The organism is Ralstonia sp. PBBBR1 (assembly GCF_002256165.1).
Taxonomy (GTDB): domain Bacteria; phylum Pseudomonadota; class Gammaproteobacteria; order Burkholderiales; family Burkholderiaceae; genus Ralstonia; species Ralstonia thomasii.
The window spans coordinates 513,810-527,549 of sequence record NZ_NKIL01000002.1 but is presented as its reverse complement, the minus strand read 5'-3'; the positions used below and the strand labels follow the sequence as shown (position 1 = coordinate 527,549).

At 62.5% G+C, this 13,740-nt stretch carries 11 protein-coding genes and 1 tRNA gene; 11 read left to right on the top strand and 1 reads right to left on the bottom strand.

Translation table 11 applies throughout. The features are described 5' to 3' along the window. Positions 1-40: 40 nt before the first annotated feature. The 10 genes from bamB (at position 41) to CFE42_RS02450 (ending at position 10,613) form a co-directional block, all read left to right on the top strand. Positions 41-1,219 (top strand): outer membrane protein assembly factor BamB, encoded by a 1,179-nt coding sequence (gene bamB, locus CFE42_RS02495; protein ID WP_004626311.1) that lies wholly within the window; start codon positions 41-43, stop codon positions 1,217-1,219. A 195-nt stretch (positions 1,220-1,414) separates the two neighbouring features. Next, on the top strand, positions 1,415-2,758 hold the full coding sequence (gene der, locus CFE42_RS02490) for a ribosome biogenesis GTPase Der (RefSeq protein WP_004626313.1): 1,344 nt from the start codon (positions 1,415-1,417) through the stop codon (positions 2,756-2,758). A gap of 301 nt (positions 2,759-3,059) precedes the next feature. Next, positions 3,060-3,299: an RNA chaperone Hfq gene (hfq, locus tag CFE42_RS02485; protein WP_004626316.1), complete on the top strand. Its 240-nt coding sequence runs from the start codon at positions 3,060-3,062 to the stop codon at positions 3,297-3,299. 72 nt (positions 3,300-3,371) lie between these two features. Then, positions 3,372-4,625: a GTPase HflX gene (hflX, locus tag CFE42_RS02480; RefSeq protein ID WP_024973041.1), complete on the top strand. Its 1,254-nt coding sequence runs from the start codon at positions 3,372-3,374 to the stop codon at positions 4,623-4,625. A gap of 55 nt (positions 4,626-4,680) precedes the next feature. Beyond that, positions 4,681-6,063 (top strand): FtsH protease activity modulator HflK, encoded by a 1,383-nt coding sequence (gene hflK, locus CFE42_RS02475; protein ID WP_037043421.1) that lies wholly within the window; start codon positions 4,681-4,683, stop codon positions 6,061-6,063. A gap of 12 nt (positions 6,064-6,075) precedes the next feature. Next, the gene (gene hflC / locus CFE42_RS02470) at positions 6,076-6,990 is read left to right on the top strand and encodes a protease modulator HflC (RefSeq protein ID WP_004626321.1); all 915 of its coding nucleotides are present in this window, start codon (positions 6,076-6,078) and stop codon (positions 6,988-6,990) included. A gap of 76 nt (positions 6,991-7,066) precedes the next feature. Beyond that, complete coding sequence (locus CFE42_RS02465; RefSeq protein WP_004626323.1) at positions 7,067-7,267, top strand: DUF2065 domain-containing protein; 201 nt, start codon at positions 7,067-7,069, stop codon at positions 7,265-7,267. Between the two features lie 58 nt (positions 7,268-7,325). Further along, on the top strand, positions 7,326-8,489 hold the full coding sequence (locus CFE42_RS02460) for an ATP phosphoribosyltransferase regulatory subunit (RefSeq protein WP_004626324.1): 1,164 nt from the start codon (positions 7,326-7,328) through the stop codon (positions 8,487-8,489). Between the two features lie 95 nt (positions 8,490-8,584). Continuing rightward, positions 8,585-9,925 (top strand): adenylosuccinate synthase, encoded by a 1,341-nt coding sequence (locus CFE42_RS02455; protein WP_004626326.1) that lies wholly within the window; start codon positions 8,585-8,587, stop codon positions 9,923-9,925. 115 nt (positions 9,926-10,040) lie between these two features. After that, complete coding sequence (locus CFE42_RS02450; protein WP_004626329.1) at positions 10,041-10,613, top strand: phosphoribosyltransferase; 573 nt, start codon at positions 10,041-10,043, stop codon at positions 10,611-10,613. Between the two features lie 370 nt (positions 10,614-10,983). Here the strand turns inward: CFE42_RS02450 and CFE42_RS02445 are convergent. Then, positions 10,984-11,068, bottom strand: a tRNA-Leu gene (locus CFE42_RS02445). Positions 11,069-11,138: 70 nt separating this feature from the next. On the opposite strand from CFE42_RS02445, the gene rnr reads away from it, so the two are divergent. After that, on the top strand, positions 11,139-13,733 hold the full coding sequence (gene rnr, locus CFE42_RS02440; protein ID WP_004626330.1) for a ribonuclease R: 2,595 nt from the start codon (positions 11,139-11,141) through the stop codon (positions 13,731-13,733). Positions 13,734-13,740: the final 7 nt, after the last annotated feature.

Genomic DNA, 13,740 nt, shown 5'->3' with positions numbered 1-13,740 from the left:
CCTCGTGCAGTTCAACGCATAACAAAAGGATCCCGATTTCATGATTCACGCACTTGAGCAGGGTGGTGTCGCGCGCGGTATTGCACAGGCGGCGCGCGTGGCAGTGCTGGCACTGGCAGCGACGGCTGTCCTTGGCGGTTGCTCGCTGTTCAGCAGCAAGAACAAGCATGAGCCGGCCAAGCTGATGGAAGTTCAGCAAGTGCTGGCCGTGCGTCAGGTGTGGAGCGTCAGCGTCGGCAAGAGCGGCCGCTATGTGATGCAGCCGGCTGTGGCGGGCAACAACGTCTACGTGTCGGCCGCCGGCGGTACTGTGACCGCCCTGGATGGCGCGACCGGCCGCACGGTCTGGCAAGGCAAGGCAGACGTGGACCTGACCACTGGCCCTGGCAGCGACGGCTCGCTGACCGTCGTGGCGGGTGAGAAGGGCGCGGTCATCGCTTTCGACGAGAAGGGCACGCAGAAGTGGAAAGTCGCCGTCAACGGTGAAGTCCTGACGGCGCCGCTGGTTGGCCAGGGATTGGTGATCGTCCGCACGACGGATGGCCGCGTCCTGGGTCTGGACCCAAGCAATGGCGAACGCAAGTGGATCTATCAGCGTTCTCCCTCGGCGCTGAACCTGCGCAGCAGTCTGCCGATGATTTTTGCCGGCGATAACATCATCCTGGGTTTTGCCGGTGGCAAGCTGGGCGCGCTGTCGGCCAGCAATGGCGCGCTGCGCTGGGAAGCTGCCGTGTCGTATCCGCGTGGCGTATCGGAAATCGAGCGGCTGAACGATGTGACCGGTGCGCCGTCGGTCAACGGTTCGCAAGTCTGTGCAGCCAGTTTCCAAGGTCGCGTGGCGTGTTTTGATATGAGCACTGGCGCCCCGCGCTGGGGTCGTGATTTCTCGTCGCCGACCGGCGTGACGCAAGATGATGGCGGGTTGTTCGCCGCTGACGAGAAGTCGGTTGTCTATGGCTTTAACGCACAAAACGGTGCCGACCTCTGGAAAAACGACGCGCTGCTATGGCGCGACCTCGGTACGCCGCTGGCGTTTGGCCGTGCGGTCATCGTGGGCGATTCCGAAGGTTGGCTGCATTTCCTGTCGCGCGATGATGGCAAGTTCGTCGCGCGCGTGAAAACCGACGGCAGCGCCATTGGCGCAGCACCTGTGGTGGTCGGCCAGACACTCGTCGTCCAAACCCGCGGCGGCGGTGTCTACGGCTATCTGCCGAAGTAACATTCGCAGTCGCGGCCCGAGTGGTCTGCGGCGGCACACGCATCACATCGGGGCGGCTGCGCCGCCTTGAACTTGCGCCCGCGTACTCCGCGGGCGTCTTGCATCTGCGTCATCAGGCATTCAGCCGTGCAGATGCCAACCGCAGTTGCAGCAACCAGAATTTGCCGCGGCGCCATTCGCGTACGGCACACAAGCATGAAACCAGTCATTGCCCTTGTAGGGCGGCCGAATGTCGGCAAATCGACCCTCTTCAATCGTCTGACCCGCTCGCGTGACGCGTTGGTCGCGGATATTCCTGGCCTGACGCGCGATCGCCACTACGGCGAAGGCCGCGTGGGCGACCGTCCGTTCATCGCCATCGATACCGGCGGCTTCGAACCCGTTGCCAAGGAAGGCATCGTGGCTGAGATGGCCAAGCAGACGCGCCAGGCCGTGGTTGAAGCCGATGTCGTGATCTTCATCGTCGATGGACGCCTGGGACTGGCGCCGCAGGATCGCGTGATCGCCGATTACCTGCGCAAAACCGGGCGCCGCATCCTCCTCGCCGTCAACAAGGCCGAGGGCATGCGCTACACCGCCGTCGCCAGCGATTTCTACGAGCTTGGTCTGGGCGATCCGGCTGCCATTTCGGCCGCGCACGGCGACGGAGTCAATGATTTGGTGGCGGAGGCGCTCGACCTGGCATTTGCCGAGCGTCCCGAGCTTGCCGAGGCAGCCGACGCGCACGACCACGGTACCCGTATCGCCATCGTTGGCCGTCCGAACGTGGGCAAGTCGACGCTGGTGAACGCGCTGATCGGCGAAGAGCGCGTGATTGCGTTCGATATGCCCGGCACCACGCGCGACGCCATCTACGTGGATTTCGAACGTAACGGCAAGCCTTACACGCTTATCGATACGGCAGGCTTGCGCAAGCGCGGCAAGGTGTTTGAAGCAATCGAGAAGTTCTCGGTGGTGAAGACGCTGCAGTCGATTGCCGACGCCAACGTGGTTGTGCTGATCCTCGATGCGCAGCAGGACATTTCTGATCAGGACGCGCATATCGCCGGCTTCATCGTCGAATCCGGCCGCGCGCTGGTAATCGGTGTGAACAAGTGGGATGGCCTGACCGGGCATGCCCGCGATCGCATCAAGCACGATATGGAGCGCAAGCTGCAGTTCCTGTCGTTTGCCAACGTGCATTACATCTCCGCCAAGGAACGTACGGGCATTGGCGCGCTGATGAAGTCCGTGGACGCCGCTTATGCTGCCGCCATGGTCAAGCTGCCGACGCCCAAGCTCACGCGTGTGCTGATGGAGGCGGTCGAGTATCAGCAGCCGCGACGCGCAGGCGTTTCACGCCCTAAGCTGCGCTACGCGCACCAGGGCGGTTCCAACCCGCCGATCGTGGTGATTCACGGCAATGCATTGTCGAATATTCCTGAAACCTATCGCCGCTTCCTGGAAGGGCGTTTCCGCGAGGCCTTCCAACTGAAGGGCACACCGCTGCGGATCGAATTTCGTACGAACAAAAACCCGTACGCCCAATCGAACGATTGAGCAGCGCGCGGGCGGTGCTCGTCGGCAGGGGCGTGTGACGCGGGGGCATTCGAACGGGGGATCACCAAAAAGGCCGAGCCAATTCATATGGCGGGGTCATCGGTTTTCCGTTTGCTTTCCCTGATTTCTAAGGCTAAATTCTCGAGACATGGCGCTTGGTGTCTGCAAACCCCAGGCGCCATTGGCGTCATTTGGACGCGTCTGGCCGACTCTTTTGACGAACTTTTTTTGCGTCGCCTGCTTGAACCCGGGCTTCCTAGCCCCATAACCCATCACTAAACCTATAAATCTGGAGTGTGCCATGAGCAACAAAGGGCAATTGCTACAAGACCCGTTTCTGAATGCGCTGCGTAAGGAGCATGTGCCGGTGTCGATCTACCTCGTCAACGGTATCAAGCTGCAAGGCAACATCGAGTCGTTCGACCAGTACGTCGTGCTCCTGCGTAATACCGTGACGCAGATGGTGTACAAGCACGCAATCTCCACCGTGGTGCCGGCCCGTGCCGTGAATTTCCGTGTGGACGAAGCGCCTGACGCCTGATTCTGCCTCGCTCCCGCCGCCGTCCGCGCGGCGGGACGCACCCACCCCGTTTCTCCCTTCTCCATTCCCCGTTTGGCATCCCATCCCACCTCCAGCTCGGAGCCGACACGCGCTATTTTGGTCGCAGTCGATTTCGGCAAACATGATTTCCAGGAAAGTCTGAGTGAACTGGCGCTACTGGCCTCGACCGCCGGCTCTGAACCGGTGCGCGCGGTTACCGGTAAGCGCACCAGGCCCGATGCGGCGCTGTTTATCGGTGCTGGCAAGGCGGAAGAGGTGAAGATCGCCGCAGACGAGGAGGATGCGGAGATCGTCATCTTCAACCACGCGCTGAGTCCCGCTCAGCAGCGTAACCTCGAGCGCTTTTTCGGGCGCCACGTAGTCGACCGGACTGGCCTCATCCTTGACATCTTCAGCCAGCGCGCGCAGAGCCACGTGGGCAAGGTGCAGGTAGAACTTGCTCGCGTGCGGTACCAGGCGGCCCGTCTGGTCCGGGCGTGGAGCCACTTGGAACGCCAGAAGGGCGGCGTCGGCCTGCGCGGCGGCCCGGGCGAGCGTCAGCTCGAACTGGACCGCCGGATGCTGGACGAACGCGCCAAGCGTCTGTCGTCCGAGTTGGACAAACTCCAGCGTCAGCACGACACCCAGCGCCGTTCACGCAGCCGCAACGACGCGTTTTCCGTCTCCCTGGTCGGCTATACCAACGCCGGCAAATCGACGCTGTTCAATGCGCTGACCAAGGCACGCGCGTACGCTGCCAACCAGTTGTTCGCCACGCTGGATACGACCTCTCGCCGTTTGTACCTGGAAGGGCTGGGCAATGTGGTGCTGTCGGACACGGTCGGTTTCATCCGCGATTTGCCGACGCAACTGGTGGCCGCATTCCGTGCCACGCTGGAAGAGACCGTGCACGCCGACGTGCTGCTGCATGTGGTGGACGCCGCCAGCACAGTCAAGCACGAGCAGATGGAGCAGGTCGATCGCGTGCTGGACGAAATCAATGCCAGCGGCATCCCCCAAATTCTGGTGATGAACAAGATCGACGCGGCTGAGGAGCTGCGCGCGGCTGGCCCGCGCATCGAGCGAGACGAAACCGGCGCTGTGCGGCGCGTGTTCGTTTCCGCCATAGAAGGGACCGGGCTCGATCTGTTGCGCGAAGCGCTGGTCGAGACTGCGATCCGCCTGCGTGAGCACCCCGCGTCGCATGGCGGCGATTTCGATCCGCGCTTCGACACCCGACGTGATTCGCCGCCGGCCCACCGTGACGAACTGTCGCAAAGCTTGCCGAGCAGCGGTTCTTCCGCCAAAGGTGACGAAGAGGGCTGATAGAATGGCCCGCTACTTCTTCGCAGTCAGACAATCAGGACAAGCCCGACCGCTCATGCCCGAGATTTCGACCCAGTCTTCTTCCATGGCCTCGCCGCGTCCGGCGCGAGGTTTGTGGCACCGCTTGCGTGTGCTGCTTTCGCTGAACGATCCGCGCTGGGGTCGCGGCGATGACAACAACAACGCCGAGCGCGAAGGCAACAAAGACGAACCAAAGCGTCAAAGCAAGCCGCCTCAGGATGGCCCCCCCGACCTTGACGAGTTGTGGCGCGACTTCAATCGCCGCCTGAACAACCTGTTCGGCCGCAAGGACAGCGGTAACGGTAGCGACGGCCCCACGCCGCTGCGTCCCGGTAACGGCCGTGGCGGCTCGGGCCTGGGCATCGGCGTGCTGCTGGCGGTGCTCGTTGGCCTGTGGCTAGCCAGCGGTTTCTTTATCGTGCAGGAAGGCCAGACGGGCGTGATCCTGCAGTTCGGCCGTTTCAAGTACCTGGCAACGCCGGGTATTAACTGGCGTCTGCCGTATCCGGTCGAATCGCACGAAATCGTGAACCTGTCGGGTGTGCGCACGCTTGAAATCGGTCGGACTACCCAGATCAAGGACACGAACCTGAAAGATTCCTCGATGCTCACGCAGGACGAGAACATCGTCGACGTGCGCTTCTCGGTCCAGTACAACATTGCCAATCCCGTCGACTACCTGTTCTACAACCGTACGGACCGTGGCGGCGATGAAGAACTGGTGACGCAGGCGGCCGAGACGTCGGTGCGCGAGATCGTCGGTCGCAACAAGATGGATGCGGTTCTGTACGAAGGTCGTGATGCTGTGGGCCGTAATCTCGCGGAATCGATTCAACGCATCTTGTCGGCGTACAAGACCGGGATTCGAATCCTCAGCGTGAACGTGCAGAGCGTGCAGCCGCCCGAGCAGGTGCAGGCCGCGTTCGATGACGTGACCAAGGCTGGCCAGGACCGCGAGCGTGCCATTTCTGAAGGTCAGGCTTACGCCAATGACGTGGTGCCGCGCGCCAAGGGCACGGCCGCGCGTCTGGGCGAAGAGGCCCAAGGCTACAAGGCACGCGTCACTGCGCGTGCGGAAGGTGATGCGGCGCGCTTTGCGTCGGTGCAACGTGAGTACGCGAAAGCGCCGCAGGTCACGCGCGACCGTATCTATCTGGAAACCATGCAAGACATTTACGCCAATTCGACGAAAGTCTTGGTCGACCAGAGCAATGGCAGTCTTTTATATTTGCCGCTCGACAAGCTGATCGCGCAAACGCAGGGCGACACGTCGCGTCCGGCAGTCGCGCCTGGTGCCTCTGCGCAGGACAGTGGTGCTGCGCAGGGCGTGCCCACTCCCTCCAATCCGTCACCGGCCAATGACGCAGATTCGCGCTCGCGCGAAGCACTGCGCAACCGTGACCGCGATTCGCGCTAACAGGAGGGCACTATGAATCGTCTGATTTCTGCCTTCGTGGCGCTGGTCATTGCCCTGGCGGTGTTCTCGTCGGTGGTGTTCGTGGTGGATCAGCGGCAGTACGCCGTGGTATTCGCCTTTGGGGAGATCAAGCAGGTCATCAAGGAGCCGGGGCTGCATTTCAAGCTTCCGCCCCCGCTGCAGAACGTGGTGTTCATGGATAAGCGCCTGCAGACCATCGATGTGGCCGGCGCCGATCGTTTCATTACGGCAGAGAAAAAGAACCTGCTGGTCGACTGGTTCGTGAAGTGGCGCGTGTCCGATCCGCGTCTGTTCTACGTGAGCTTCAAGGGCGATAGCCGCCTTGCGCAGGACAGCATGACGCAGAAGATCAACTCCATCGCCCGGGATGAGTTTGCGCGCCGCACGGTTTCCGACGTGGTATCGACGGATCGCGAAGCCGTGATGCAGAGCATCCTCAAGGGCGTACAGGAGTACGGCAAGTCGGTCGGCGTGGACATCATCGACGTGCGCCTGAAGCGGGTGGATCTGCTGGCCAGCGTGACCGAATCGGTCTACCGTCGCATGGAAGCCGAGCGCAAGCGCGTGGCCAACGAGCTGCGTTCGACGGGGGCTGCGGAGGGCGAAAAAATCCGCGCCGATGCCGACCGTCAGCGCGAAGTCGTCCTGGCCGATGCCTACCGAGATGCGCAGAAGATCAAGGGTGAAGGCGATGCCCGCGCTGCTGACATTTATGCCGATGCGTTTGGCCGTGATCCGCAGTTCGCCGCATTCTGGCGCTCCATGGAGGCGTATCGCGCATCGTTCCGAGATCGGAAGGACGTGATGGTGCTGCAGCCGAACAACGACTTCTTCAAATACATGCGCAGCCCGAACGGCGGCAGCTCGTCAGCAGCACCGGCTGCCCAGACGGGGCGACATCGCTAGTACAATGCCTCGCTGATTATTTGAGGCGGATAGACCCCGGCTTGCCGGGGTTTTGTTCGTTTGCCAACCGCATCCCATGGAAGAGTCACTCCCCAACGTTTTGCTCGCAGCGTGCGCGCTGGTGCTCGTATTCGAGGGCATCTTGCCGTTCGTGGCGCCCCACGCCTGGCGACGCGCGTTCCAGACGCTGACTGATCTGCCCGACGAAAAGCTTCGCATGGTCGGCCTTGTGTCGATGGCGATCGGGCTGATCCTCCTGCGGTTGCTGCATCGCTAGCGCACTTTCTGCCTTTTTACGAATTTCTGCCGTACCAAGACTCCAGAGCGAGACCGCCATGCCGACCAATTGGTTGCTGCCTGAATCCATTGCTGACGTGCTGCCTTCCGAGGCACGCAAGATTGAAGAGTTGCGTCGCCGCATGCTCGACCTGTTCCGCACCTACGGCTACGAACTGGTCATGCCGCCGATGCTGGAATACATCGAGTCGCTGCTCTCGGGCACCGGCCATGATCTGGACCTGAAGACATTCAAGCTGGTCGATCAGCTCTCGGGCCGCACCATCGGCCTGCGCGCGGACATTACGCCGCAAGTCGCCCGCATCGACGCCCACTTGCTGAATCGTGCTGGCGTGACGCGTCTGTGCTACGCGGGTTCGGTGTTGCATACGCGCCCAAGCGGATTCCACGTCACGCGCGAGCCGCTGCAGATCGGTGCCGAAATCTATGGCCATGCCGGTCTGGAGGCCGATCTGGAAATCCAGGAGCTGATGCTCGCCGCGCTGTCGGCCGCTGGTTTGGCAGATGTGCGCCTGGACCTCTGCCACGTTGGCGTGGTGGCGGCGCTGCTGGAGCAATCGCCGATCGCCGCCCGCATTCAGGACGACCTCTTCACAGCGCTCGCCGCCAAGGATGTGCCCGCTCTGCGCGCCATCACGGTCGATCTGCCGCCGGCGCAGCGCGATGCCATCAATCTGCTGCCGGCACTGTACGGCGGTGTGGATGTGCTCGCTCGTGCGCGTAAGCAGTTGCCCGCGCTACCCTCCGTCGGCCGTGCGCTCGACGACTTGGCTACGCTGGCAGAGCGTGCAGGCGGTGCGACCGTTAACATCGACCTCGCCGATTTGCGTGGCTACCATTACCACAGTGGTGTGATGTTTTCTGCCTATGTGGCCGGCGTACCGAATGCCGTGGCGCGTGGCGGCCGGTATGACAAGGTCGGAGAGGCTTTCGGCCGCGCGCGTCCTGCGACCGGTTTTTCGCTGGACCTGCGTGAGGTCGCCGGGATTTCGCCGGTGGAAGCGCGGGCCGCTGCCATTCACGCGCCCTGGTCGGGGGACGCCAAACTGCGCGAGGCGATTGCCGTGCTGCGCGCTGCGGGCGAAATCGTGATCCAGTCGCTGCCGGGCCACCCGGAAGACCTGGAGGAATTCGCCTACGACCGGCAACTCGTCGAAGAGAGCGGCCGCTGGATCGTCAAGCCGCGCAACGCTTCGATCTGAGGCTGTTGCATAACGTTGTGTAAATACCCCGTAATTTCAGGGAAGCCCCTGGCAACAAGGGTAGAATACGTTTTTAATCCATCTGCAAATTCAACATGTCCGCACCAGCAGTGAGCCAAGGACGCAATGTCGTCGTCATCGGCACCCAATGGGGTGACGAAGGTAAAGGGAAAATCGTCGATTGGCTGACCGATCATGCGCAAGGCGTGGTTCGTTTCCAGGGCGGACATAACGCAGGCCATACCCTCATCATCGGCGGTAAGAAGACGATTCTGCGTCTGATCCCGTCGGGCATCATGCGTGACGGCGTCGCGTGTTACATCGGCAACGGTGTTGTGCTGTCGCCTGAGGCGCTGTTCAAGGAAATTGACGAGCTTGAATCCGCCGGTGTGCAGGTGCAGAACCGACTGCGCATTTCGGAAGCGACCAACCTGATCCTGCCGTACCACGTGGCCATCGACAAGGCGCGCGAAGCCAAGCGCGGCGCCGCCAAGATCGGCACCACCGGTCGCGGTATCGGCCCGGCGTACGAAGACAAGGTGGCCCGCCGCGGGCTGCGCGTGCAGGACCTGTTCGACCCGGCTTACTTTGCCGAGCGTCTGCGCGAGAACCTGGATTTCCACAACTTTGTTCTGACGCAGTACCTGAATCATCCGGCGCTGGACTTCCAGCAAACGCTGGACGAGATGCTGTCCTACGCCGGCCGCCTCGCCCCGATGGTGACGGACGTGTCGGCTGAACTGTTCGCTGCCAACGCCGCCGGTAAGAACCTGATGTTCGAGGGCGCGCAAGGTACGCTGCTCGATATCGACCACGGCACCTATCCGTTCGTCACGTCGAGCAACTGCGTGGCGGGTAATGCCGCCGCGGGCGCGGGTGTCGGCCCGGGCCAACTGCATTACATCCTTGGCATCACCAAGGCGTATTGCACGCGCGTGGGTTCCGGCCCGTTCCCGAGCGAACTGTATGACGCGGACAACCCGGCGCGCCAAGATCCGATCGGCGTGCGTCTGGCCAATGTCGGCAAGGAATTCGGCTCGGTCACCGGCCGGCCGCGCCGCACGGGCTGGTTGGATGCTGCCGCGCTGCGCCGAGCGATCCAGATCAACGGTGTGTCGGGCCTGTGCATGACCAAGCTCGATGTGCTGGATGGCCTGGAAACCCTCAAGCTGTGCGTTGGCTACATGCTCGATGGCAAGCAAATTGACATCTTGCCGCGTGGCTCCGATGCCGTGGCGCGTTGCCAGCCGATCTACGAAGAATTCCCGGGTTGGAACACCTCGACCTTCGGTTTGAAGGAGTGGGATGCGCTGCCCCAGACCGCTCAGGCTTACCTGAAGCGCGTCGAAGAAGTGGCCGGTATTCCGATCGCCATGATTTCGACCGGTCCTGACCGGGACGAGACCATCCTGCTGCGTCATCCCTACAAGGACTGACGCGCAGCTCCCAGATTCGCCCGGTGATTTGCCGGGCGAATTTGCATGGAGCCCGTTTTCAACAGAACACGATAGCGGCAACTCACGCCGTATTGACGATACGAAGAGGTACACCATGAACCAGCCGATCAACGACGACTCGCACCTGTGGGTGTCCTGGGACGACTACCACGGCCTGATCGAGCGCTTGGCGCTCGTCGTGCACGAGTCGGGCTGGAAGTTCGACAAGATTCTGTGCCTGGCGCGCGGCGGCTTGCGTGTTGGCGATCAGCTTTCGCGCATCTACGATCTGCCGTTGGCCATCCTGGCGACCAGCAGCTATCGCGAAGCCGCCGGCACGCAGCAAGGCGATCTCGACATCGCGCAATACATCACGATGACGCGTGGCGAGCTGTCGGGCCGCGTGCTGCTGGTGGACGATCTGGTGGATTCGGGGGTCACGCTGGAGCGTGTCGGGCGTCACCTGAAAGAGCGTTATCCGGCCGTGACCGACGTGCGTACCGCTGTGCTGTGGCACAAGGGGTGCTCGAAGATCAAGCCCGACTATGCCGTTCAGTTTCTGCCGACCAACCCCTGGATCCATCAACCATTCGAGGAATACGATACGCTGCGTCCCCACAATCTGGCGGCTTGGATCAAGCGCGGCAAGTCGCGCCCGGCTGGCAACGGTGAGGCGCCGGGGGTTTGAGGCGTTGGTCGATTGCGTCGAGGCGCGATGGAGTGGCGTGTGCGGCTTGCGTCGTGCGTGCCACTTCGGTAACCTGATGTCACGGGCGCAGCGTTGGCCCGAAACCCGCGTACGGATTGGCTTTGCAGGAGTTGTCCAGTGCGAGCTGCGCGGTTGATCGAAGCGTGGTGTGTCTTTTGTGGACGCATTGGCTTCGAGCCCACCCAGCGTTGGGGCAGGTGAGGCCAGTGATCCTGGTTCGGCCCTGGCGCGATAGCCAAGACACAATGCACGTCGCCCTTAGCGGAATGTCGCGTCAGCTACTGAACAACAACAATCCGGCCGCGGAAAAGAAAAACGGCGCAACTTGCGTTGCGCCGTTCCTAAACTCTGGTGCCCAGGAGAGGACTCGAACCTCCACGGAGTTACCCGCTAGTACCTGAAACTAGTGCGTCTACCAATTCCGCCACCTGGGCAGGTGTGCGTGTACCGAAGCTGTAATTATTACGGGATCCTGCGATCCTGTCAACACTCTAGAAGAAAAAATTGAATCAACCGACTTATCCGATCCCGAGCCGCGAGGAAATCCTCGGTGTGCTGCGCACGTCGGGGTCTCCGCTGTCTGCCACCGATATTGCCAAGGCGCTGTCGGTCACGCGCAAGGAGCATGACGGCTTTATCAAGCGTCTGACCGCCATGGAGCGGGATGGTCAGATCGAACTCAACCGCAAGGGGCACTACGAACTGGCGCACCAGCCCAATTTCATCGAAGGCCGGGTAATTGGCCATCGCGATGGCTTCGGCTTTTTCGTACGCGATGACGGCGAGCCCGATATCTTCCTGCCCGAACGAGAGATGCAGAAGGCCATGCACGGCGACCGCGCCCTGGTGCGCACCGTCGGCTACGATCGACGCGGGCGTTCGGAAGGGCAGATCGTCGAGATCCTGCAGCGGGCCAACAAGCGCGTCATCGGCCGGTTGCTTTCTGAAAGCGGCACGCTGGTCGTGGCGCCCGAAGACAAGCGGCTCGGCCGCGACATCCTGATCGCGCCCAAGGGCCAGGGCAAGGCCAAGGTCGGTCAGGTGGTGAGCGTTGAGATCCTGGAGTATCCGGATCGCTACGTGCAGCCGATTGGCCGCGTGGTCGAAGTGCTGGGTGAGATTGATGACCCTGGCATGGAGATCGAAATTGCCGTGCGCAAGTACGGCGTGCCGCACGAGTTTTCTGAGCCGACGCAACGCGAGGCGGAAGCGCTGTCCGACGTGGTGCGCGATGCCGATCTGGCTGGCCGCATAGACTTGCGCGATGTGTCGCTCGTCACCATCGACGGAGAAGATGCGCGCGACTTCGATGATGCTGTCTATGCAGAGCCGGTCAAGATCGGTCGCACCAAGGGCTGGCGCCTGATTGTGGCGATTGCCGACGTGTCGCATTACGTGCGGCCGGGGCATCCGCTGGATGCAGACGCCATTGATCGCGCGACTTCAGTCTATTTCCCGCGCCGCGTGATCCCGATGCTGCCGGAGAAGCTCTCCAACGGCTTGTGCTCTCTGAATCCGGAGGTGGACCGCCTGTGCATGGTCTGCGATGCGGTGATCACGGCCAAGGGCGAGATCAAGGCCTATCAGTTCTATCCGGCGGTGATGCACTCGAAGGCGCGCCTGACCTACAACGAGGTCTGGGCCATCCTGTCGAACGTAAAGGGTCCGGAAGCGGCCAAGCGGGCGCCGCTGGTGCCGCATCTGCAAGACCTGTACGAGCTGTATCAGACGCTGCTCAAGGCACGCCGCGAGCGTGGCGCGATCGACTTCGACACCACCGAGACGTACATCGTCTGCAACGCCCAGGGCAAGATCGAGCAGATCCTGCCGCGCACCCGAAACGATGCACACAGGCTGATCGAGGAGTGCATGCTGACGGCCAACGTCTGCGCGGCCGAGATGCTGGAGAAGTACAAGCACCCGGCGCTGTACCGTGTCCATGCAGGTCCGACTGAGGAAAAGCTGCAGGCTCTGCGCGCCTTCCTGAAAACCAGCGGCTTGACGCTGGGCGGTGGCGACAAGCCGCAGGCCGCCGATTACGCCGAACTCATGGAAAAGGTGGCCGCCCGTCCTGACGCACCGATGCTGCAGACCATGTTGCTGCGCTCGATGCAGCAGGCGGTCTACAGCCCGGACAACATCGGTCACTTTGGCCTGGCGTATCCGGCGTATGCGCACTTCACGAGCCCGATCCGCCGCTATCCGGACCTGCTGGTGCATCGCTCCATCAAGGCGATCCTGCATCGCACGCGTTATGTGCCGGCGCTGGCACCGGGCGTGCAGTTGAACAGCGCGCTATCGCCCAAGGCGCGTCGTCTGCAGGCTGAAGCCGAGAAAGGCGTGCCGGCAGCGGTTGTCAACAAGGCGAAGGTCGAAGCGATCTGGCATGAGCTGGGCGTGCATTGCTCGGCCAACGAGCGTCGCGCCGACGAAGCCTCGCGCGACGTCGAGGCGTGGCTCAAGTGCTACTTCATGCGCGACAAGCTCGGCAACGAGTTCTCGGGCACCGTCAGCGCCGTCACCTCGTTCGGCATCTTCGTGCAGCTCGACGAGTTGTACGTGGAAGGTCTGGTACACGTGACTGAGCTGGGCAGCGATTACTTCCAATACGACGAAGCGCGCAACGAGCTGCGCGGCGAGCGCACGGGCATCCGTTATCGCCTGACCGACCGCGTGCGCGTGCAGTTGCTGCGCGTCGATCTGGATGCCCGGAAGATGGATTTCCGCCTGATCCAGGAGCCGTCGACCAAGACGCTGCGCCCGGCCAAGGTGACCGGAGCGCCTGAAGCCTCGGTGGCGCGTCAGCCTGCCGGGGCGACGCCGGCGCCGCCGGTTGGCCGCAAGAAGCCGCGCCAGTTGGCCGCATTGTTGGGCGGTACGGCCAAGCCGGAGGAGTCGTTCGACGAGACGCTCGATCGCGTCATCGAAGAGCAGCCGGTGTTCGAGCCGGGTAGCCGTGCACTGCCCCCGGGCCATGCCCACGCAAAGCCTGCGCGCAAGAAGCAGACGGCGCGTGGCACCAAGCCCAAGGGTGGCGCCAAGACCGCTGCGCCGCGCAAGGTGGCAGGCAAGGCCCCGCGCAAGACCAAGGGGCGTTAAAGCGGCC